Below are 21,369 nucleotides of genomic sequence, written 5' to 3' on the forward strand. Positions count from 1 at the left end.
AGGTGATTAGATGGCTACTGAGCAAGTTTTGACAGCAGAACAGGTTTTAGAGCAAGCGTCCCATTATTTAAAAGAAGATGATGTGGCGTTTATTAAACGTGCTTATGAATATGCTCGTGACGCACATAGTGAGCAATTTCGTAAGTCAGGAGAACCATATATTATACACCCGGTTCAAGTAGCAGGTATCCTTGTAGGCTTAGAGATGGATGCTACAACCATTAGTGCTGGTTTTCTTCATGATGTAGTAGAGGATACAGAAGTATCTAAAGAGGACTTAGAGAACCATTTTGGCAAAGAAGTATCTATGCTTGTAGATGGTGTAACAAAGTTAGGTAAAATCAAGTTTAAATCGAAGGAAGAACAGCAAGCTGAAAATCATCGCAAAATGTTCGTAGCGATGGCACAGGACTTGAGAGTAATATTAATTAAATTAGCCGATCGCCTTCACAATATGAGAACGTTAAAACACTTACCTCAAGAAAAACGTATGCGAATTGCAAATGAAACGTTAGAAATATTTGCACCGCTAGCTCATCGACTAGGGATTAGTAAAGTAAAGTGGGAGCTTGAAGATACAGCGCTACGCTATTTAAATCCACAGCAATACTATCGAATAGTTAATTTAATGAAGCGAAAAAGAGCAGAGCGCGAGCAATATTTAGAAGAGGTTATTAACGAAATCTCAACTCAACTTGAAGACGTTGAAATTAAAACAGAAATTTCTGGACGTCCTAAGCATATCTATAGCATTTATCATAAAATGGCTAAGCAGAATAAACAATTTAACGAGATCTATGACTTATTAGCTGTACGTGTAATTGTTAATAGTATTAAAGATTGCTACGCTGTTTTAGGCGTTATTCATACATGCTGGAAACCGATGCCTGGTCGTTTTAAAGATTATATTGCAATGCCTAAGGCAAATTTGTATCAATCTCTTCATACGACTGTAATCGGTCCAAAAGGTGAACCACTAGAAGTACAAATTCGTACAAAGGAAATGCACCAAATTGCTGAATATGGTGTTGCAGCACACTGGGTATACAAAGAAGATAATGCAAATCTTCCTTCACAAAAAACGTTAGAAAATAAATTAAGTTGGTTCCGTGAAATTATCGAATGGCAAGATAATTCTACAAATGCAGAAGAGTTCATGGAATCAGTAAAAATGGACTTATTCTCTGATATGGTTTTTGTATTTACTCCAAAAGGTGATGTATTTGAATTACCACTAGGATCTGTTCCAATTGATTTTGCTTACCGAATTCACTCTGAAATTGGAAATAAAACAATTGGCTCAAAAGTAAATGGGAAAATGGTACCACTTGATTATAAACTTAAAACCGGTGATATCGTTGAGATTATGACATCGAAGCATTCATACGGACCTAGCCAAGACTGGTTGAAGGTCGCTCAGTCTTCACATGCTAAAAATAAAATACGTCAATATTTTAAAAAGCAAAGAAGAGAAGAGAATGTTGAAAAAGGCAAGGAATTAGTTGAAAAAGAAATTAAAGCTTTAGAATGTGATTTAAAAGAAGTTTTAACGTCTGAAAATTTAAAACGCGTCGCAGAGAAATTTAATTTCTCTAATGCAGAAGATATGTATGCAGCCGTTGGATACAATGGAATTACTGCAACACAGATTGCTCACCGTTTAACAGATAAATTCCGTAAACGTACTGAAATTGAGCTAGAAGACCGATTAAAAGAACTTTCTTCGGACCTTAAAAAAGCTCCATCACGTCGTAAAGATGCTGGTATTTCAGTAAAAGGTGTAGATAATTTATTAATCCGTTTATCAAAATGCTGTAATCCCGTACCTGGTGATGATATTGTTGGCTATATCACAAAAGGCAGAGGAATATCAGTTCATAGAAGCGACTGTGTAAACATGTTAAATGATAGTGAAGAAGATCGTTTTATTGAAGTTGATTGGGAGGAAAGTCCTACATTTGAGCGTGATTATAACGTTGATATAGAAATCTTCGGTTATGATCGTCGTGGTCTTTTAAATGAAGTTCTTTCAGTTGTAAATGAAACAAAAACAAATATTTCTTCAGTAACAGGAAAAAATGACCGAAATAAAATGGCAACTATTACAATGAGTTTGTCTATTCGTAATATAAACCACCTGCAAAAAGTTGTGGATAAGGTTAAACAAATTCCAGACATTTACTCTGTGAGACGTATTTTTCACTAATAGGAGGTTGCTATCTTGAAAGTATTATTACAGCGCACAAAAGAAGCAAAAGTCGTAGTAGACGGACAAGTAGTAGGTCAAATACCTAAAGGATTATTATTGCTAGTCGGAATTACGCATGAAGACACAATTGAAGATGTTAAATATTGTGCTGACAAAGCAGTTAACCTAAGAATTTTTGAAGATGAACTTGGAAAAATGAATTTATCATTAAATGATGTTGGAGGCCAGATTCTATCTGTTTCTCAATTCACTTTATATGGAGATACTAGAAAAGGTAGACGTCCAAGCTTCACAGATGCAGCCAAGCCAGAAATCGCAAATGAATTATACGAATATTTTAATTCATATTTACGCGAGCAAGGTTACGAAGTACAAACGGGTATTTTTGGTGCAGATATGGATGTAACATTTACAAACTGGGGACCAATTACAATTATGATTGAAAGTAAATAAGCTAATCTTTAACCTCCTTTTTCCAATTAAAAAGGAGGCATTTTTTTTTAGAATTAATTTTTAAAATAATAACTTCATATTGCGAATATACTGAAGTACACGGGTTCTTACAAAGAATTCAGAGGAGGTAATTATTTGGACATAATTACAATTGTGTTAATCCTTATCGCTGGTGTAATTTTGTTTACAATCCTCAAAAGCTTCTTTAAAGCACTTTTATTTGTCATTTTAATCATTCTAGTTTATTACGGATTAATGTATTTCATTGACGGGTCAGTTGAAAGCATTCAATCTAATTTAAGAATATTTCATTAGGCCATGGTGTGTACCATGGTTTTTTTAGTTGAGATGAAGATTTGTTGGATGTAGTACATAATAACTGGGAATGACAATTAAATACAAGGAATCGCAAATAAAAATCGAGAATCGCAAATAAAACCTTGTGATGGCAAATAAAAACTGGAAGTGGCAAATAAATATAGGGAAATGCAAATAAAAGCTGGTGATGGCAATTAAAAATAGGAATTGAAAAAAAGACCGAGAATCGCAAATAAAAACTGGAAGAGGCAAATAAATATAGGGAAACGCAAATAAAAGCTGATGAAGGCAATTAAAAATAGGAATGGCAAATAAAAACCGAGAATCGCAATTAAAAATCAGAAATCGCAAAATAATAACTGATATTCACAATTAAACTTAGTAGCTTTATGAAATTTGCAATAATATCATAAATTTTACTAATTAAAATCTCCTTTCAAGATTATCCATATTAAAAACTACTCTAATCTAATCAAATTCCAACTTTCTAAATCCATGGAACTAGATAAGTGCTGAACAAACTCAAGTAAAAGATTCCTTAAGTTTTCAATAATATTTTAATTGTTTAATCCATTAATATTTGGACATCCTATATAACAACATACTTGGAAGGAGACTGCAGCATGAGAATAAATAATCGTAATAGTCTAGGATCAGGTAGAAAAGGTGTCTTGAATATGGATTTTCATGAGTTTCAAAATAGAGGACAAGAATCCAATTCATTAGAGATGGCGAGTGAGTTTGGCTTAACTTTAAGAGAAGTGCGTGATTTAAAAAGACAGTTGGAGCGTTCGTAAAAAATTTTTAACTGTTCTTGACATTTGTTGTATCCGAACGTAAGATATTAAATAACATATTGATACATAGTAACATTCCATAGACGGAGAAAAGTAGGATAGGATCTCTTGGAGAGAGAGGAAGTGCCGTGGCTGAGAGCATTTCCACAAGTAGACTATTTGAAAGACACTCCCGAGGCTTTATTCTGAACGATTTCTAGTAAGAATAAACGTAATCGGCGTTAACGATGAAAGTGGGAGAACAGTTTATTGTTCTTCAATTAGGGTGGCACCACGGGCTTATAACTCTCGTCCCTACTGTTTTTATTTCAGTAGGCACGAGGGTTTTTTGTATTTATAAAGGTTTATTATTTAGGAGGATTTAAAATGTCGATTAATATTCCAAGAGGTACACAGGATCTTTTACCTGGTACGATTGAAAAATGGCAGTATATTGAAAAGTTTGCAAGAGACTTATGCAAACGATATAACTATAACGAAATTCGAACACCAATCTTTGAACATACTGAATTATTCCAGCGTGGTGTTGGAGATACAACGGATATTGTTCAAAAAGAAATGTACACATTTACAGATCGTGGAGATCGTCAATTAACATTACGTCCAGAAGGAACTGCGTCAATTGCTCGTTCTTATGTTGAAAATAAAATGTACGGAAATAGCAATCAACCTACAAAGTTGTACTATATCGGACCTATGTTCCGTTATGAACGCCCACAGGCTGGTCGCTATCGTCAATTCGTACAATTCGGTATAGAAGCTTTAGGTAGTAATGATCCTTCTATCGATGCAGAAGTATTAGCTCTATCAATGGAATTATATCGTGGTCTTGGATTGAAAAATGTTAAGTTAGTTATTAATAGTTTAGGTGACTTAGAAAGCCGTAAAGCACACCGTGAAGCGCTTGTGAATCATTTTAAACCGGTAGCACATGAGTTATGTAGTGATTGTAATAATCGTTTAGAAACAAATCCATTACGTGTTTTAGATTGTAAAAAGGATCATGATCACCCTTCAATGAAGACAGCACCATCGATTTTAGACTATTTAAATGAAGAATCTATGAACTATTTCGAAGCTGTTCAATCTTACTTAACAGCTATGAAAATTCCGTTTGAGATCGATGCAAATTTAGTACGTGGTTTAGATTATTATAATCACACTGTATTTGAAATCATGTTAGAAGGTAAAGGATTCGGTACAATTTCAACTTTAAGTGGTGGTGGTCGCTATAACGGATTAGTTGAAGAAATCGGCGGACCGAATACTCCTGGTATTGGTTTTGCATTAAGTATAGAGCGTTTAATATTAGCTCTTGAAACAGAAGGAATCGAACTTCCAATCCAACAAGAAATGGATGTTTTCTTAATTGGCCTTGGAGAAGAAGTGAAAAAAGAAGCGACTGCTATTTTATATCAATTGCGTAAAGCTGGTCTTGTTTGTGAAAAAGATTATCAAGACCGTAAAATAAAAGCACAATTCAAAGCAGCGGACCGTTTTAAAGCGAAATATGTAGCGGTTCTAGGTGAAGAAGAATTATCTCGAGGAGTCATTAATTTAAAAGACCAAGAGACTGGTGTACAAGAGGAAGTTGCATTAGACATCTTTGTAAAATACGTAAGCTCTAAATAAACAAATGGGGGAATTGAAAATGGAACAACGAACGCATTTATGTGGGGAACTAAGAGAATCCCATATCGGTCAAAGTGTAACACTTAAAGGATGGGTACAAAAAAGACGTGATTTAGGTGGATTAATTTTTATTGATTTACGTGACCGTTCTGGACTTGTACAAATCGTTTTTAATCCTGAAACTTCAGGTGAAGCTTTAGCTCTAGCAGAAACTGTACGTAATGAATTTATTCTTCATGTTCATGGGAAAGTATTATCTCGTGGTGAAGGTACAGTTAATACAAATCTTGAAACGGGAGCAGTTGAAGTTTCTGTTGAAAAACTTGAGATTATTAATAAAGCTAAGAATCCTCCATTTGCAATTGAAAATAAAACGGAGGTAGCAGAAGACCTTCGTTTAAAATATCGTTATTTAGATCTACGTCGTCCAGTTATGTATGACACATTTAAATTACGTTCAAAAATTACAAAATCAATTCGTGATTTCTTAGATGGTGAAGACTTCTTAGAAGTTGAAACGCCAATTTTAACGAAGAGTACACCAGAAGGAGCGCGTGACTATTTAGTACCTAGCCGTGTGCATCCAGGTGAGTTTTATGCATTACCACAATCACCTCAAATTTTTAAACAATTATTAATGGTTTCAGGCTTCGAACGCTATTTCCAAATTGCACGATGCTTCCGAGACGAAGATTTACGTGCTGACCGTCAACCAGAATTTACTCAAATAGACATTGAAACAAGTTTCCTTTCTCAAGAGGAAATTATGGAAATGACTGAAAGAATGATGGTTAAAATGATGAAGGAAACAAAAGGTGTTGAGTTAGTTACACCACTTCCTCGTATGAGCTATGAAGTAGCGATGAATCGTTACGGTTCTGATAAGCCTGATACTCGTTTTGGATTAGAGCTAATTGATGTTTCATCTTTTGCTAAAGAAAGTGGATTTAAAGTATTTACTTCAGCTGTTGAAAACGGTGGCCAAGTAAAATGTTTAAACGTAAAAGGTCAAGCAGCAAATTATTCTCGTAAAGACATTGATGGCCTTCAAGAATATGCTAGTCGTTATGGAGCAAAAGGTCTTGCTTGGTTAAAACTTGAAGAAGATGGTTTCAAAGGTCCAATCGCTAAATTCTTTAGTGAAGAAGAGTTTGCTACATTAAAATTAGCTGTAGAAGCAGAGGTAGGTGACTTAATTTTATTTGTAGCTTCAGATGCTTCAGTAGTTGCAAATAGCTTAGGTGCACTTCGATTAAAACTAGGTAAAGACTTAGATTTAATTGATCAATCTAAATTCAATTTCTTATGGGTTACTGACTGGCCATTACTTGAGTATGATGCAGAATTAGATCGTTATTTTGCGGCTCATCATCCATTTACTTCACCAGTTCGTGAAGATATTGAGAAACTTGATACTGACCCAGGTAGTGTAAAAGCTCAAGCTTATGACTTAGTATTAAACGGTTACGAGCTTGGTGGGGGATCTGTTCGAATTTACGAAAGAGACGTACAAGAAAAAATGTTCAAATGCTTAGGATTTTCTGAAGAAGAAGCGCAGGCACAATTTGGTTTCTTAATGGAAGCATTTGAATATGGTACTCCACCACATGGCGGAATCGCGTTAGGCTTAGACCGTATTGTTATGTTGCTTGCAGGTCGCTCAAATTTACGTGACACAATTGCATTCCCTAAAACAGCATCAGCAAGTTGCTTATTAACAAATGCACCAAGTGCAGTTTCTTCTGCACAATTAGAAGAATTAGCGTTAAAAACAACTGTAGAAGAGTAAAATAAAAAGGAAGGGTGAAGGAATTAATTTTCTTAATCCTTTCCTTTTTCATGTTGTTAGGTTAAGAAAAATTCTGTTTTTCTTTAATTCAAGCTTGATGTAAATAGCTTGTATCATGTATATTTAAATCATTGTAATCTGATTAAGATAGTGGGAGTTGAATAAATGTTACACCAATTTTCTCGTAATGAGCTTGCTTTTGGTAAAGCAGGTTTAGAGCGATTACAAAACAGTACGGTAGCTATTTTAGGTATTGGAGGCGTTGGCTCATTTTCTGCAGAAGCTTTAGCGCGTTCTGGAGTCGGCCGTTTAATACTAGTGGATAAAGATGTTATTGATATAACAAACGTGAATAGACAAATTCATGCATTATTATCAACAGTTGGAGAGCCTAAAGTAGAAATGATGAAGCAACGTATTCTTGAGATTAATCCTGAGTGCGAAGTAATTACACATAGAATGTTTTATACAGAAGAAACATTTGAAAAGTTTTTCGAAATTCCATTAGATTTTGTAATTGATGCTTCTGATACAATTACATATAAAATTCACTTAATTAAAGAGTGTCGTCGTAGAGGAATTCCACTTATTTCAAGTATGGGTGCAGCTAATAAGATGGATCCAACTCGATTTAAAATTGCTGATATATCTAAAACAACTCATGATCCTATTGCAAAGGTTATTCGAACTAAACTTCGCAAAGAAGGTATTCAAAAAGGGGTAACAGTTGTTTATTCAGACGAAAGTCCTATTGTTATTCGTGAAGATGTACGTAAAGAAATCGTGCCAGATGAAAATACAAAAATTCGTAAAGCAAAGATGCCACCATCTTCAAACGCCTTTGTACCATCAGTTGCTGGCTTAATCGCAGCTAGTCATGCAGTACGTGAATTAATAAAGGATATTGAAATTAAGCGTGTAGGTAAAGAATAACTAAAAGATGTTCATGCTGGAAACAGTCTGACTGTAGGAATTAATTTCCTACAGTTTTTTTATTTATTAATGTAAAAACTACCTTCAATAGGAGGTGTTTGATGTTGAATAGAGTGTTGAAAGTATTTTGTACTTTCGGATTATCTTTAACAATTTTAACTGCTTGTAATAGTACTAGTGACGTGGAAAAAGATCCAAAACAGCATAGTGTAGATAATTTATCCAATCGGATTAATGTTAAGTATAAAAAGCAAAATAATGTTGTCGAGAAAAATGGTAAGGTTGGCAATGATGGTGTTGTAAACGATATGGAATCCATTGAAATGAATAAAAGAAAGCCTAGTAAGTAAAAAAATACCCCCATTCAGATTGGGGGTTGCAGGGATTTTATAACTTTGTCTTTTGGGGAGTATGGCCCCATATATCCGTTTAGCGTGAGAAGGATTACATAGTTAAATCCTTCTCATTTTTTGCTTTATTTTTACGTCTTCTCACAATTTGGCGACCAATAATCGAAATTACTAAAAGTCCAACTACAAGAAGTAGAATTTGAATAGATGATAAGTTAAAGTATTTAGCACCAGTAATAATTAAAAGTGAGGATAACGTACCTTTAATAATAAAAAATATAATTATCCATAAACCGCCTTTTTTCCAATTCATTTCATTATACTCCTTACTAATGCATGCAATTTGTTACTTCATTATACAATAGTCCAAGATATAATATACTGTGAATGTTTTACATTATTTTGTCCAAAGTTATTCTGTTAGATTGACCAATACATTTTGTTTCTTTTGGATTAATGTTTTTAAATTAACAATTTTTTTGTTTAGATTTTCATTTTCTATTTTTATTTTGCTTACTCTTTCTTTTAACTGCCTATTTTGATCTGAAGCTTGAAGCTTTTGTTCAAAATTCATTAAAAATTGGATAATCATTTCTATATCTAGTGAATGATGATTTATAGTCTTATTAGATTCAGTAATTTCATTCGGTTTGTTTATTTCTTTAAATTGACTTTTTGATAATTTTCGGTATCTTGAAGCACATGCTGCTTTTGTCCGATTAATAATATTTGCTACCATTTCAAATGCTTCTTGCTTCGATTTACCTTTACATTCATAATTTTCAACTAGTTCAATTAATGTATTTTCATCTTCGAGTGACCATTTTGTTTTCGGAGCATTCATTTTTTCACCTTCTTAATTTCATCTATTATTATCTTCACCAAATAATTGTTTAGTAAAAAGAAATATTTTCAGGTGCAGATGAAAAATGTTTCCAATTCATTTACAATAGAAAAAAGAGTTATAAAGGAGGGAGAAAAATGAGTCATGAACCTCTAGCATACCGTATGAGACCAAGAACGATTGATGAATTAATTGGTCAGGAAAAAATTATCGGAAAAGAATCAGCGTTATATCGATTAATACATAACGGAAGAGTTCCTTCTATGTTAATACACGGGGAACCAGGAATAGGTAAGACATCGTTTGCCCATGCAATTGCTGGTACTGTTGATAAACGTTTTGTAACTGTAAATGCGACTACTTCTGGTAAAAAAGAACTTGAGGATATCGTTCATGAGGCGAAAATGTTCGGTGAGATCATTCTTTTTGCAGATGAAATTCATCGTTGGTCAAAGCTACAGCAGGATTATTTATTATCATATGTAGAAAGCGGGTTTATCACGTTAATTGGAGCAACAACGGAGAATCCATACCATGATGTTAACAGTGCGATACGATCTCGATGTAACCACATATTAAAATTAGAACCGCTCTTACCAAAACATATTTATAAATTACTAGATAAAGCTTTAAGAGATGAGGATAGAGGGTTAGGCAATCTGCAAATCCAAATTTCAGAGGAACAAATTTTAAAAATTGCTCATGGGGTAAACGGTGATGCAAGGTCATCATTAAATATTTTGGAATCAATTGTATACGGTTCTCCAAAAGAATCAGATGGAACGATTGTCGTACAAGATGAAATTATTGATGAATTTCTTCGTTCAAAAGGTTTTAATCATGATAAAAATGGAGACTTTCATTATGACACATTGTCTGGTTTCCAAAAGAGTATTCGTGGAAGTGATGTAAATGCAGCACTTTATTATTTGGCAAGGCTCATTGAAGCGGGCGATATAACGAGTATTATTCGAAGATTATTAGTTATTGCTTACGAGGATATCGGCTTAGCTGGCGATCCATGGAAGGTTGTACTGGCATGTGAAGCCGCAAAGCAAGTTGGATTTCCTGAAGCAAGAATTATTCTTTCAAATGCGGTAATAGAGCTTTGTTTGTCATCCAAATCTAATTCTAGTGTTACATCAATTGATCGAGCATTAAATGATGTGAGAAGTGGGCTACATGATGATATCCCAGCACATTTAAAGGATAGTCATTATGCTGGTGCCAAAGATATGGGGCATGGGATTGGATATATTTATCCGCATGATCATCCATTAGGTAATTTTGGCGGTTGGGTAAATCAACAATATCTTCCAGATCGACTTGTAAATCAAGTTTACTATAAACCAAAAGAAGCAGGTAACGAAAAACGTTACGGTGCCATTTTTGAAAAACTACAGCAGTTCAAGAAAAATCAGAATTAGTTCATAAAATTAACGAGAAGGTAGATTAAAAGCGGGGTTAGTCGCCTAATCTACCTGCTTTTTTAATATGATCCACTCGATCATGATTAAATTGATTAATAAACCTACCCATATATTAACGTTTAGAGCTTCCTCAACCATTCGTTCTCTTCCACCAGGTACATGCAATCCATTTAGCAAAAAGTAGGCTAATAAAATAAATGGCACTAAAACTCTACCACTAACTGCTACTAATGTGATTCCAAAACTCCGAGTCATCCAGATTTGATGGGCTATGTAATTTTTCTTCTTACTGCTATGAACACCTTTAAATGTAGTAAAAATCCAAAGTATAGCTAAAACAAGAAAAGACATTACTTTTGAAAAATTATCAATATACAAAATTACAATCAATGACAAAATTCCACTTATAAAAACACTAGTATAGTAAATCTTTCCGATCATTCGATGGATTTTTGGAGATCGAGTTCTAATTCTTTTTACAAACTGTAAGAATCCAGTAATTAAAGCAATAAATGCAAAAAAGATATGTGTAATTAAAGCAGGATATTGAATTGAAGTTGAACTAATATGGATACGACTTTTCTCAGGATCTATTAGAAAATAAGGAGTCATAAATGGAACGATGACACAAAGCGAAATAATAAATAAAATCCACCAACTTTTTTTAGAATACATAAACTAACTTGTCCCCCGATATTTAGTATGAAAATCTTATTAAGTAATATCATAACAACCTAATATGAACGGAACATGAATAAAAAAAGTCGAGACTCGAGTCTCGACTTTTAAGCACTAATATCATTTTCAAAAACCTCGATAGTTGGAGAATCAACTAAATGGCTTGTTAATAATTTTATCTCGAGGAAAAGTAGATCAGGTTTAATAAAAGTTGAAGGAATTGATAAAATTTCTTTGTCATCCTTATCATAGAAAACAATATAATTTACTTTTCGTTGATATGCTGCCGTTTTCCCTTCGTTTTTACCCCATTTTCGGAGTTCAATCGTCATTCGGTTTATCTTATGAAGCTCAATTGACTTCAATATATTTCCTATTTTTAATGTTAGTTGTCTACTAGTTAAAATTAATTTAGACTCTTTTCGTAGTTGAATTGTTGCATACACTTTATATAAGAAAATAAGCCATAGTAAAGCTAATAATAAAAAATAAATAGGATCATGATTTCCAAAAGCAGTTCCTGTTCTAACAGCTGTTAAAAATCCAAGAAAATAAGTACCAAAATGCCAGCTTGGTTTTGATTCCAAAATGACTTCTTGACCTAATTTATCGGTTTCCTCTTTATTCAATAATTCAAGTTGGGTTTTATGTTCATCCTCAGTGAATTTGTCCCATTTTGTAAATGCCGTAATTGTTTCATCATAAAATTTTGGACTAGGAATTTGATCAGAAATATAAGCTCCTACATATGCAGCCATCCAATCTTTTTCTTCCCAATTTTCTTGTTGACTGCGAAATCTAGTTAAATAATAAGTTACTTCTTGTTCATAATAGTTTGAAGTTTCATATCGTTTTACAACTTCTATTTCATCGGGGATTACACCAAAATCTTCATGAGCAATTAAATAAAGAAACAGTCTGTTTTTCACAAAACTAAGTTGATGTTCTTCCGTAAATGAGTAAATATTTTTCTTTGAAAATTCATTTAATTTTGTATAAAACCATACAGCAGATTCAATATTGTGAGCACAATAATCTAGGATTTCTTTTTCAATTTGTACGCCTTGTTCCATCAGTGATATAACAGCATCGACTTTTAGGTAAGGATCTTTATAATCAAGTGCTTCTTTTAAATATACATGAATACGATCGTCAACATAAAATTGCATTAATTGAAGGCAAATACCCATCTCTGTTCGAACGATTAGGTAAGATTCCTTCCAAGCCTGGTATACATATTTTAAGTTGTAAGCTTGATCATAATTCAAATATGAATCTCGTTTATTCTTGTAAAAAACTTTAATTTGTTCGATTATATAATCGTTCTCAGCAGATGTAAAAGGTAGAGAAATTGAATTCCTTTTACATAATAAAATCAGATGGAAAATTGAAACAGCAGTTTCTTCATTTTCGATTAAACGTATTAATTTTTTTACAAGTTCAGGAGCCCAATCTGTCTCTTCAAAAATGAATTGAACATCGATATCTAGCGAGAATCGATTACTATTTTTTTTAATGATTCGGATATAAGCATCTCTAGCTAACTCTGATTTTAGACTGATTAATAAATAGAGAGCTTGAAGTTTTGCTCGTTCACTATATGCTTCAAAATTCATTTCGATTGGAGTTATTAATTCTTGAACCTGGAACTCTGAACAAAATCCAACTAAGTGATAGCTTCCATCGTCCCAATCTTCTATTGATTTCGGGAAATTAGTTCCCGCTTCTTCTAATAAATAAATTAATGATTCAATAGAAGCACTTGATTGAAGAGACTTTCTAAGTTGGTCTATGCCTTTTGCACGCTGATATAGATCTTGGTGGCGTAATTGATTTACTATTTTCTTGAATTTTCTTTGTACGGCCAACTTAAAACCTCCTCTAGCTTCTTTTTAATACAAATATATCATAATAAGGGTAATGGAAAATAGTTAAATAGTCTTATAGTATATTTGCTTAAATAATAATACAGGACTTTTAACTTGTTTTTTGTCACAATTGGATAATTTTTACAAATTGTTTTGAAAATTTATTATAATAATAAGAACAAGCTGTTCATATTTTAATAAGGAACTTGTCCAATTCTAGCGATCATTTCGATTAATTTATTCTCGAAAAGAAAGTAGGAATTTTTTTTTGTACCTAAAAATTAGAATGGAGGATGAACATGGTTAAACTCTATGTCCTGGCGGTTGTCATTGGTGGAGTGACCGGATTTATTTTTCACATCCTGTTTAACAAAGGTACGATTATGCTTCCGGTGAGACGTAAGAAAGGCTTTTATTTAGGTTTTCTTGCAGATATTTTATTTGGAGCAACAGCCGCGACATTATTTGTTTCTTTATTTATACCAGAAAACATGTTAAAAGATATGCGTATGGTAATTGGTTACTGTATATTAGCTGGTCTCTCATCACAAAGCTTTCTTTTAAGTAGGGCACTTAACACTGAACGGGAAAGGGTAAGTTCACTGCATAATATTTCTAAGCAAATTGTGTAGTATTTTCAATAATGTACTTAGCAAAATTTGAAGGAGGCATGTAATGAGGCTAGTGCTAACACCTGAAGAAAAAGCTATTTATTTAGATTTATTAGAGGATTTATTAAATGCTGATACTGAATACGAAATAAAAAGTATCGAATTCCAAGTCATAAGCTTTTTGAAAAACATAAAAGAATCTAGGAAAAATGTTGAAGATTTCGATGAAAAAGCGGCAGCGGCTCAATTTGTACGTGCTGGTAAATTGAAAAGTTAAGCGATTTTTTAATTGACTTTTTTCAACAACTAAAAATTGGAACTCAAAATAGAGTTCCAGTTCTTTTTTTTAGTTAATTTTACTTTAATTGTTTGGATTGTTTGAACATTAAGTTCTTGAACTGGACTTGGTGTATCTAACACATAATCATTTTCTTTTAAATAATTTGATTCTAGTAATTTAAACTCCGTAGTTGCTCTTCTCAAATCTTTGTCTACCCCTTCCGAAAATAGTAAAGAGTTTACTATGTACCTTTACATACTCATCTGCTTTCGTATCGAATACTAGATTTCAATGTAATGTTAGATGTTAAACTTGTTGTACCGCTAGTAGTGAAACCTTGATTTAACAACAATTCGTGTATAAAAATATTGGGCGGATTTTTAGGATTAGTAGATTAATTGTGAAATGAAGTAGTATATTTAAATTTTTTGGTTTGTCAGGTAGTTAGTAAAACTTAAAATTCTTATATATTATTTTTAAGGTAGATATTGCACTTTTCCAATTGGTTTAGTGCATTTTTTTCTCCACATGTGAATTTATAGAATAAATAGTGTACAATAATTGTATTACTACAGTTTAAAAATAGGATAAATCTGATTAAAATAAGAGATACAGTTTATTGAACGGAGTGAATAAATGAAGATTTCAACTAAGGGAAGATACGGACTGACAGTTATGATTGAATTAGCTAAAAGATATTGTGATAAACCAATTTCACTTAAGAGTATTGCGAAAGCACAAAATCTTTCTGAGCATTATTTAGAACAAATTATTTCATTATTACGTAATGCAGGATTAGTTAAGAGTATTCGCGGAGCATATGGTGGGTATATTTTAACAAAGGAACCAAATGAAATTTCTGCAGGTGAAGTGATAACTGCACTTGAGGGATCACTATCACCAATCGAAAATCTTGAAGATGAAAATCCTGCACAAAGAGAGTTATGGACTCGTGTTCAAAAAGCGATTAATGAAGTGTTAGACCATACGAGTCTTGAGGACTTAGCAAAATTAGAATCTGATGATTTAAACGGATATATGTTTTATATATAATTTTAGTGCGTTCAAGTTTGATTGGAACGCTTCATAAAGAAAGGGTTTAATAAAAATGGAACGAATTTATGTAGATCATGCTGCGACTTCTCCAATTCATCCAGAAGTAATCGAAAAGATGGTTGTAGAAATGCAAGAAACTTTTGGAAATCCATCTAGTATTCATTCTTTTGGCCGACAAGCGAGACAAAAGATTGATACTGCACGCATGATTTGTGCCAATAGTATTGGAGCAAAAGTTAACGAAATTATTTTTACAAGCGGTGGAACTGAAAGTGATAACCTTGCAGTTCGAGGTGCTGCTTATGCAAATCAAAAATATGGTAAGCACATTATTACCTCTAGCATTGAGCATCATGCTATATTACATACATGCCAAGCTCTTGAAAAAGAAGGCTTTGAGGTTACGTATTTACCTGTTGATGATACAGGCCGAGTGAATGTAGAGGACGTTAAGGCTGCGCTTCGTGATGATACGATTTTAGTATCTATCATGATGGTTAATAATGAAATCGGAACAGTTCAACCAATTAAAGAAATTGGTGAACTTCTTTGTGACCATAAAGCTCATTTCCATACAGATGCAGTGCAAGCTTACGGCTTAATTCCTATTAATGTTGAAGAACTTGGTGTCGACTTTTTATCAATTTCATCACATAAAATTAATGGGCCTAAAGGTGTAGGTTTTCTTTATGTAAGTGAAAATGCAATCTTTACACAATTGCAATTCGGGGGTCAGCAGGAGCGTAAACGTCGTGCTGGTACAGAAAATGTTCCCGGTATTGTTGGATTAGCAAAAGCGGTGGAAGTTATTCACATTGAAAGAGATGACCGTGTAAAAAGCTATTTACGTTTCCAAGAAATCTTAATGAATGTTCTAAAAGAGAATGGAATTCAGTTTGAAAAAAATGGAAATGAGATGTTTTTTGCACCACATGTGTTAAACTTATCATTTGAAGATATTTCAATTGAATCATTTTTGGTAAACCTTGATTTATCAGGCATAGCAGCTTCAAGCGGATCTGCTTGTACAGCTGGTAGTATAGATCCATCACATGTTTTAGTTGAAATGTTTGGAATAGATTCACCTAAAATACGTTCTTCGGTTCGATTCAGCTTTGGTTATGGAAATACAGACGAACAAATCCGTATACTTGGAGAACGTGTATCTTCAATTGTAAAGCGATTAGTTAAAATATAAATTTTAAAAATGCGAGGGGATATATCTATGAACAAAAAAGATCCAAAAGACACTCGCGTAGTAGTAGGAATGTCAGGTGGTGTAGATTCATCTGTAACGGCATATTTATTGAAACAACAAGGATATGATGTCATCGGTATTTTTATGAAAAACTGGGATGACACAGATGAATTTGGCGTATGTACAGCAACTGAAGATTATGAAGATGTAATTGCAGTTTGTAATCAAATAGGAATTCCGTATTATGCAGTGAATTTTGAAAAGCAATATTGGGATAAAGTGTTTACTTATTTTTTAGATGAATATAAAAAAGGTAGAACACCAAACCCAGACGTAATGTGTAATAAAGAAATTAAGTTTAAAGCATTTCTTGAACATGCAATGACACTTGGTGCAGATTATGTAGCGACAGGTCATTATGCTGGAGTTGAGTTTCGTGACGGTGAATATAAAATGTTACGAGGCATTGATAGCAATAAAGACCAAACTTATTTCCTAAACCAACTTGGGCAAGAACAACTTTCAAAAGTTATGTTTCCACTTGGAGGCTATTTAAAGCCTGAAATTCGTAAAATTGCTGAAGAGGCAGATTTAGCAACAGCTAAGAAAAAAGACAGTACTGGAATTTGCTTTATTGGTGAGCGTAATTTTAAAGAATTTCTAAGTAATTATTTACCTGCACAACCTGGTGAAATGAGAACAATGAACGGGGAAGTGAAAGGTAAACATGATGGACTTATGTATTATACAATTGGTCAACGTCATGGACTTGGAATCGGTGGAAATGGAGACCCTTGGTTCGTAGTAGGAAAAGACTTAGAAAATAATGTTTTGTTAGTCGAACAAGGTTTTCATAATGAGTTACTTTATAGTAATGAAGTACTTGCTTCTGATATTAGTTGGACATCAGATAAACCAAAAGAAGGTACATTTACATGTACTGCTAAATTCCGTTATCGTTCTGAAGATAACGAAGTAACAGTTCACATTTTAGATGATAACTCAGTAAGAATTCTTTGCCATGAAAAAATTCGTGCAATCACTCCAGGACAAGCCGTTGTATTTTATGACGGAACAGACTGCCTAGGTGGGGGTACAATTGATCGTGCATTTATCGATGGTGAAGAATTAACATATTTAAGATAAATCTGTTTACCCCAATCGTAATGGTTGGGGTTGTTTTTTTGAATAAAAATAACCAATTAATCGCTATAATTTTGAAGAAACGTTCCTTTGAAATGTATTCGACGGTGTGATAGTGTTAAATAGATATCGTAAGTTTATAATATTTAGTAAGCTTAAGAATTAAAAAAATAAAATGGAGTTTATCCAAAATAATTAAAAGAAAATACATAGAGGTGTCACACATGAATAATTTTGAACGTGGAGTAGCAGCCCTGCAAGAGGGAAACTTAGAGGATGCAGCTAATTTTTTAACGAAAGAGATTGAAGAAAATCCTACTAATTCATTAGCGTATGTTAATTTTGGTCAGCTTTTACTATCGATGGGAGATGTAGAACGAGCTTGTCGTTTTTTTGAAAAGGCTTTAGAAATTGATCCAGAATTGGCAGCAGCCCATTATGCAGTTGGGACAGTGTATTTTGAAGACGGAAAGTTTGAAATAGCTAAAAAACATTTTCAACATTGTGTAAAACTTGGCATGAATGATAGTGATGTTCATTTTATGATTGGATTATGCTGTGTTAATAATGGAGAAGATCGTTTTGCACTTCCGTTTTTTCAACGTGCGATTGAGTTAGATGATAAAGATGTAGACGCATTATTCCAATATGGCCTTACTTTAGCAAAATTAGAAATGTTAGATGAAGCAAAAATAAATTTAGAAAAGGTTTTACAATTAGATGAACTACATGCTGATGCACATTATAATCTAGGCATTATTGCGATGTTTAATGATCAAGTTACAACTGCAAAAGACCATTTTAATAAAGCAATTGAAAGTCAAGATGATCATATGCTTGCTATGCATGCATTAAAAGTAATTGAAAATAAAGAAGAGGAATGAAGCTCTTTTAATTGTTTAAGATTGGGGAGGTGAAGAAATGCAAACCCAAAGTGAAATGGAATTGTTTGTTGATGAGACACCATATATTAAAGGGCATATCACGACAATCATCTTTTATAATGCCGAAAATTTTTATACTGTTGCAAAGGTAAAAGTGGTCGATACAAATTTATCAAATTGTGAACAGGAAATGACCATTACAGGCAATATTCCAAGGATGAATGAAGATGAAGCATATACATTTAAGGGGATTGTAAAAGACCATCCGAGGTATGGTAAACAATTTCAAATTTCTTCATTTGAAAAAGAGCTTCCATCTACTAAAAAAGGTGTTATCCAATATTTATCTTCAGATTTGTTTAAAGGAATTGGAAAGAAAACGGCTGAGAAAATCGTTGATCATTTAGGTGAGGATGCAATTAATAAAATTTTAGATAACTCTGATAGCTTAGAAGGAGTTCCTGGGCTGGCAAAATCCAAAGCTAAAGAAATTTATGAAACAATTCTATCTCATCAAGGGCTTGAAAAAGTAATAAGTTTTTTAAGCAGTTACGGTATTGGTACGGGCTTATCGATTAAAATTTATAAGACTTATAACGAATCAACTCTAGATGTTATCCGAACGAATCCATTTAAGTTAATTGAAGATGTGGATGGGATTGGGTTTGGAAGAGCAGATGAAATTGGACGAGCAATAGGTATTACAGGTAATCATCCAGATCGGATTCGTGCGGGTTGTATTTATATTTTAGAGCATTTATCGATGCAAGAGGGACATGTTTATATAACACAAGATCAGTTTATTGATGAAACTAGACAACTATTAATGAAACAAGATAAAGAGCTTGTCGAAGCAGTCGACATTTCTCGGGAAATGAAAAGATTGGTAGCAGACGGAAAGCTAGTAATGGAAGACGAGCGAATCTATTTAGCTGCTCTTTATTATGCCGAGAAAGGCATTGTAAACGCGATCCAAAAACTATTGAGCAGTGCTCCAGATTTAGGAGAAATGACTGAGACTAGATTTGCAAAAGAGCTAGAAGTACTTGAATCAAAAATGAATGTAAAATATGCACCTTCACAAGCGCAAGCGATTAAAAAGGCTATGGAGTCACCTATGATGGTCCTTACTGGTGGGCCAGGGACAGGTAAAACGACAGTTATTAAAGGAATCGTAAATCTATTTTCAACAATCCATGATTTATCACTAGATCAGCATTCTTATCCGAAAGATGACCCATTCCCTTATTTACTTGCTGCACCGACAGGTAGAGCGGCAAAACGAATGAGTGAAGCGACTGGATTACCGGCAGTAACAATCCATCGTTTACTTGGTTGGACAAGAGAAGGGGAGTTTAGCCATCACGAGGAAAATCCTTTAAATGGAAAATTACTGATCATTGATGAGTTTTCAATGGTCGATGTTTGGTTAGGCAATCAATTATTGAAAAGCATTCCAGAAGGCTGCCAAGTAATTTTTGTAGGGGATGAGGACCAATTACCTTCAGTTGGCCCAGGCCAAGTCTTAAAGGATTTATTAAACTCTGGTACAGTTCCAACAGTACGATTAAAAGACATTTACCGTCAATCAGAAGATTCCTCAATTATTACGCTTGCACATTATATAAAAGATGGAACAATTTCTGAGGATTTATTTGAACAAAGAAAAGATCGTTCATTTATCGGGTGTTCAAGTCAGCAAGTTGTTGATGTCGTTAAAAAGGTGTGTGAAAACGCCAATAAAAAAGGTTTTCCAGTAAGAGATATCCAAGTATTAGCACCGATGTATCGTGGTCCAGCAGGAATTGATGCCCTAAATGAAGGGTTACAAGAGGTGTTTAATCCAAAAAAAGAAAAGCAACGTGAAATGAATTTTGGTGATACAACTTTCCGTACAGGTGATAAAATTCTCCAACTCGTAAATGTTCCTGAAAACAATGTTTTTAATGGAGATATGGGTGAAATTGTGAACATTTTTTTCGCGAAAGAAAATGTAGAACAACAAGATATTATAATCGTTTCATTTGATGGAAATGAAGTCACCTATACTAGACCGGATTTTTCTCAATTAACACTTGCATACTGCTGTTCAATTCATAAGTCGCAAGGTAGTGAATTTGATATTATTGTGCTTCCAATTGTCAAAAGTTATTATCGAATGCTTCGAAGAAATTTAATTTACACTGCAGTGACAAGAAGTAAAAAGTTCTTAATCATGTGCGGTGAACAAGATGCATTTATTCAAGGCATTGGAAGAACAGATGATGGTCAAAGACAAACTACTTTATGTATGAAACTAAAAGGGATTGAAAATGGTGAAGTACATTTAAACGAAGATTTACCATTTCAGCTTTCAGATGAATTACCAAATCTTTCACCTTATGATTTCATGTAATTGACTAAGAATATATAGTGCAAGACGATTCCTGTACTAACGTATATTTTTATGAAAATTTGGTCACAATGCATAGAAACATTGCCTTTTTTAAGGCTAAGGGAGCGAGCGTTGTGATTTGTCCAAATTGTCATAGTAAAGACTTAGGGAAAATAGGTGTAAATCAATATTATTGCTGGGGTTGTTATATTGAACTAACAATTAATAAAGGCATCATTTACACCCACCAAGTTGAAGAAGATGGTACGTTAAGTTCGTTAGATGATTTATTTGACGAAGAGGATCGAAAACTTAGTATGTAGGAGTGGGTAATTGATGGCTAGAAAAAGCTCTTTATTAGGTTTAGGTTTAGGTGCAGGTGCACTTGCGATGAAATTAATGTACGATAACAAATGGCTTACTCAAAAGAATATGAAACGAATGAGAAAGTCATTGAAAAAGATGCTTTAATTTTTTAAGCACATGTCTATAAAGGCATGTGCTTTTTTACTGTCGAAAAAG

At 33.4% G+C, this 21,369-nt stretch carries 23 protein-coding genes and 1 other annotated feature; of the genes, 18 read left to right on the forward strand and 5 right to left on the reverse strand.

Annotated elements, in window-relative coordinates:
- Positions 1 to 10: 10 nt before the first annotated feature.
- From B6K90_RS15390 to B6K90_RS15425, 8 genes are all read left to right on the forward strand, one after another.
- Positions 11 to 2,206: a RelA/SpoT family protein gene (locus B6K90_RS15390; protein WP_088013653.1), complete on the forward strand. Its 2,196-nt coding sequence runs from the start codon at positions 11 to 13 to the stop codon at positions 2,204 to 2,206.
- Between the two features lie 15 nt (positions 2,207 to 2,221).
- Positions 2,222 to 2,662, forward strand: a complete 441-nt coding sequence (gene dtd / locus B6K90_RS15395) for a D-aminoacyl-tRNA deacylase (RefSeq protein ID WP_088013654.1) — start codon at positions 2,222 to 2,224, stop codon at positions 2,660 to 2,662.
- 135 nt (positions 2,663 to 2,797) lie between these two features.
- On the forward strand, positions 2,798 to 2,977 hold the full coding sequence (locus tag B6K90_RS15400; RefSeq protein WP_088013655.1) for a hypothetical protein: 180 nt from the start codon (positions 2,798 to 2,800) through the stop codon (positions 2,975 to 2,977).
- A 626-nt stretch (positions 2,978 to 3,603) separates the two neighbouring features.
- A complete protein-coding gene (locus B6K90_RS23775) occupies positions 3,604 to 3,777 on the forward strand; it encodes a hypothetical protein (protein WP_088013656.1) in 174 nt (57 codons plus the stop codon).
- A 71-nt stretch (positions 3,778 to 3,848) separates the two neighbouring features.
- Positions 3,849 to 4,076, forward strand: a binding site (T-box leader).
- 67 nt (positions 4,077 to 4,143) lie between these two features.
- Positions 4,144 to 5,409, forward strand: a complete 1,266-nt coding sequence (hisS, locus tag B6K90_RS15410; RefSeq protein ID WP_088013657.1) for a histidine--tRNA ligase — start codon at positions 4,144 to 4,146, stop codon at positions 5,407 to 5,409.
- 19 nt (positions 5,410 to 5,428) lie between these two features.
- Complete coding sequence (aspS, locus tag B6K90_RS15415; RefSeq protein ID WP_088013658.1) at positions 5,429 to 7,198, forward strand: aspartate--tRNA ligase; 1,770 nt, start codon at positions 5,429 to 5,431, stop codon at positions 7,196 to 7,198.
- A gap of 165 nt (positions 7,199 to 7,363) precedes the next feature.
- Positions 7,364 to 8,131, forward strand: a complete 768-nt coding sequence (locus tag B6K90_RS15420; RefSeq protein ID WP_088013659.1) for a tRNA threonylcarbamoyladenosine dehydratase — start codon at positions 7,364 to 7,366, stop codon at positions 8,129 to 8,131.
- Positions 8,132 to 8,232: 101 nt separating this feature from the next.
- Positions 8,233 to 8,481 carry a hypothetical protein gene (locus B6K90_RS15425; RefSeq protein WP_088013660.1) on the forward strand — a complete coding sequence of 83 codons (249 nt, stop codon included), beginning with the start codon at positions 8,233 to 8,235 and terminating at the stop codon, positions 8,479 to 8,481.
- A 94-nt stretch (positions 8,482 to 8,575) separates the two neighbouring features.
- On the opposite strand, the gene B6K90_RS15430 is transcribed toward B6K90_RS15425, so the two are convergent.
- Positions 8,576 to 8,794, reverse strand: a complete 219-nt coding sequence (locus B6K90_RS15430; RefSeq protein ID WP_088013661.1) for a hypothetical protein — start codon at positions 8,792 to 8,794, stop codon at positions 8,576 to 8,578.
- Between the two features lie 99 nt (positions 8,795 to 8,893).
- A complete protein-coding gene (locus B6K90_RS15435; RefSeq protein ID WP_088013662.1) occupies positions 8,894 to 9,325 on the reverse strand; it encodes a Myb-like DNA-binding domain-containing protein in 432 nt (143 codons plus the stop codon).
- Between the two features lie 137 nt (positions 9,326 to 9,462).
- On the opposite strand from B6K90_RS15435, the gene B6K90_RS15440 reads away from it, so the two are divergent.
- Positions 9,463 to 10,752 carry a replication-associated recombination protein A gene (locus B6K90_RS15440; protein ID WP_088013663.1) on the forward strand — a complete coding sequence of 430 codons (1,290 nt, stop codon included), beginning with the start codon at positions 9,463 to 9,465 and terminating at the stop codon, positions 10,750 to 10,752.
- Between the two features lie 45 nt (positions 10,753 to 10,797).
- Here the strand turns inward: B6K90_RS15440 and B6K90_RS15445 are convergent, their stop codons facing one another.
- Both B6K90_RS15445 and B6K90_RS15450 read right to left on the reverse strand, forming a co-directional pair.
- On the reverse strand, positions 10,798 to 11,430 hold the full coding sequence (locus tag B6K90_RS15445; protein ID WP_088013664.1) for a DUF2306 domain-containing protein: 633 nt from the start codon (positions 11,428 to 11,430) through the stop codon (positions 10,798 to 10,800).
- A 110-nt stretch (positions 11,431 to 11,540) separates the two neighbouring features.
- The gene (locus B6K90_RS15450) at positions 11,541 to 13,301 is read right to left on the reverse strand and encodes a hypothetical protein (protein WP_088013665.1); all 1,761 of its coding nucleotides are present in this window, start codon (positions 13,299 to 13,301) and stop codon (positions 11,541 to 11,543) included.
- Between the two features lie 299 nt (positions 13,302 to 13,600).
- Between B6K90_RS15450 and B6K90_RS15455 the strand changes: the two genes are divergently transcribed.
- On the forward strand, positions 13,601 to 13,933 hold the full coding sequence (locus tag B6K90_RS15455; protein WP_056472677.1) for a DUF4257 domain-containing protein: 333 nt from the start codon (positions 13,601 to 13,603) through the stop codon (positions 13,931 to 13,933).
- 43 nt (positions 13,934 to 13,976) lie between these two features.
- Positions 13,977 to 14,189, forward strand: a complete 213-nt coding sequence (locus B6K90_RS15460; protein ID WP_088013666.1) for a hypothetical protein — start codon at positions 13,977 to 13,979, stop codon at positions 14,187 to 14,189.
- Between the two features lie 29 nt (positions 14,190 to 14,218).
- Here B6K90_RS15460 and B6K90_RS23780 read toward each other — a convergent pair whose 3' ends face one another.
- Positions 14,219 to 14,395 carry a hypothetical protein gene (locus B6K90_RS23780; RefSeq protein ID WP_167555386.1) on the reverse strand — a complete coding sequence of 59 codons (177 nt, stop codon included), beginning with the start codon at positions 14,393 to 14,395 and terminating at the stop codon, positions 14,219 to 14,221.
- A 433-nt stretch (positions 14,396 to 14,828) separates the two neighbouring features.
- Here B6K90_RS23780 and cymR point away from each other — a divergent pair, with 433 nt between their 5' ends.
- From cymR to B6K90_RS15495, 7 genes are all read left to right on the forward strand, one after another.
- The gene (gene cymR / locus B6K90_RS15465; RefSeq protein WP_056472685.1) at positions 14,829 to 15,245 is read left to right on the forward strand and encodes a cysteine metabolism transcriptional regulator CymR; all 417 of its coding nucleotides are present in this window, start codon (positions 14,829 to 14,831) and stop codon (positions 15,243 to 15,245) included.
- A 55-nt stretch (positions 15,246 to 15,300) separates the two neighbouring features.
- Positions 15,301 to 16,446 (forward strand): cysteine desulfurase family protein, encoded by a 1,146-nt coding sequence (locus tag B6K90_RS15470; protein ID WP_088013667.1) that lies wholly within the window; start codon positions 15,301 to 15,303, stop codon positions 16,444 to 16,446.
- Positions 16,447 to 16,455: 9 nt separating this feature from the next.
- Positions 16,456 to 17,592 (forward strand): tRNA 2-thiouridine(34) synthase MnmA, encoded by a 1,137-nt coding sequence (mnmA, locus tag B6K90_RS15475; RefSeq protein ID WP_407920532.1) that lies wholly within the window; start codon positions 16,456 to 16,458, stop codon positions 17,590 to 17,592.
- A 221-nt stretch (positions 17,593 to 17,813) separates the two neighbouring features.
- The gene (locus tag B6K90_RS15480) at positions 17,814 to 18,473 is read left to right on the forward strand and encodes a tetratricopeptide repeat protein (protein WP_088013669.1); all 660 of its coding nucleotides are present in this window, start codon (positions 17,814 to 17,816) and stop codon (positions 18,471 to 18,473) included.
- A gap of 37 nt (positions 18,474 to 18,510) precedes the next feature.
- Entirely contained in the window at positions 18,511 to 20,868 is a 2,358-nt protein-coding gene (recD2, locus tag B6K90_RS15485) for an SF1B family DNA helicase RecD2 (RefSeq protein WP_088013670.1), read from the forward strand.
- Positions 20,869 to 20,936: 68 nt separating this feature from the next.
- Positions 20,937 to 21,170, forward strand: a complete 234-nt coding sequence (locus tag B6K90_RS15490; protein WP_088013671.1) for a hypothetical protein — start codon at positions 20,937 to 20,939, stop codon at positions 21,168 to 21,170.
- A gap of 13 nt (positions 21,171 to 21,183) precedes the next feature.
- Positions 21,184 to 21,318, forward strand: a complete 135-nt coding sequence (locus B6K90_RS15495; RefSeq protein ID WP_088013672.1) for a DUF3918 family protein — start codon at positions 21,184 to 21,186, stop codon at positions 21,316 to 21,318.
- Positions 21,319 to 21,369 lie beyond the last annotated feature (51 nt).

This window comes from Gottfriedia acidiceleris (assembly GCF_002128425.1).
GTDB lineage: Bacteria > Bacillota > Bacilli > Bacillales > Bacillaceae_G > Gottfriedia > Gottfriedia acidiceleris.

Excerpts from the sequence above, each read along its gene's own strand:
- B6K90_RS15490 (WP_088013671.1), top strand. The coding sequence starts at position 20,937 with ATGCATAGAAACATTGCCTTTTTTAAGGCTAAGGGAGCGAGCGTTGTG.
- B6K90_RS15445 (WP_088013664.1), bottom strand. The coding sequence starts at position 11,430 with ATGTATTCTAAAAAAAGTTGGTGGATTTTATTTATTATTTCGCTTTGT.
- B6K90_RS15425 (WP_088013660.1), top strand. The coding sequence starts at position 8,233 with ATGTTGAATAGAGTGTTGAAAGTATTTTGTACTTTCGGATTATCTTTA.
- B6K90_RS15460 (WP_088013666.1), top strand. The coding sequence starts at position 13,977 with ATGAGGCTAGTGCTAACACCTGAAGAAAAAGCTATTTATTTAGATTTA.
- hisS (WP_088013657.1), top strand. The coding sequence starts at position 4,144 with ATGTCGATTAATATTCCAAGAGGTACACAGGATCTTTTACCTGGTACG.
- mnmA (WP_407920532.1), top strand. The coding sequence starts at position 16,456 with ATGCGAGGGGATATATCTATGAACAAAAAAGATCCAAAAGACACTCGC.
- B6K90_RS23775 (WP_088013656.1), top strand. The coding sequence starts at position 3,604 with ATGAGAATAAATAATCGTAATAGTCTAGGATCAGGTAGAAAAGGTGTC.
- B6K90_RS15455 (WP_056472677.1), top strand. The coding sequence starts at position 13,601 with ATGGTTAAACTCTATGTCCTGGCGGTTGTCATTGGTGGAGTGACCGGA.
- B6K90_RS15435 (WP_088013662.1), bottom strand. The coding sequence starts at position 9,325 with ATGAATGCTCCGAAAACAAAATGGTCACTCGAAGATGAAAATACATTA.
- B6K90_RS15420 (WP_088013659.1), top strand. The coding sequence starts at position 7,364 with ATGTTACACCAATTTTCTCGTAATGAGCTTGCTTTTGGTAAAGCAGGT.
- B6K90_RS15440 (WP_088013663.1), top strand. The coding sequence starts at position 9,463 with ATGAGTCATGAACCTCTAGCATACCGTATGAGACCAAGAACGATTGAT.
- B6K90_RS15470 (WP_088013667.1), top strand. The coding sequence starts at position 15,301 with ATGGAACGAATTTATGTAGATCATGCTGCGACTTCTCCAATTCATCCA.
- B6K90_RS15430 (WP_088013661.1), bottom strand. The coding sequence starts at position 8,794 with ATGAATTGGAAAAAAGGCGGTTTATGGATAATTATATTTTTTATTATT.
- B6K90_RS15495 (WP_088013672.1), top strand. The coding sequence starts at position 21,184 with ATGGCTAGAAAAAGCTCTTTATTAGGTTTAGGTTTAGGTGCAGGTGCA.
- recD2 (WP_088013670.1), top strand. The coding sequence starts at position 18,511 with ATGCAAACCCAAAGTGAAATGGAATTGTTTGTTGATGAGACACCATAT.
- cymR (WP_056472685.1), top strand. The coding sequence starts at position 14,829 with ATGAAGATTTCAACTAAGGGAAGATACGGACTGACAGTTATGATTGAA.
- B6K90_RS15480 (WP_088013669.1), top strand. The coding sequence starts at position 17,814 with ATGAATAATTTTGAACGTGGAGTAGCAGCCCTGCAAGAGGGAAACTTA.
- B6K90_RS15390 (WP_088013653.1), top strand. The coding sequence starts at position 11 with ATGGCTACTGAGCAAGTTTTGACAGCAGAACAGGTTTTAGAGCAAGCG.
- aspS (WP_088013658.1), top strand. The coding sequence starts at position 5,429 with ATGGAACAACGAACGCATTTATGTGGGGAACTAAGAGAATCCCATATC.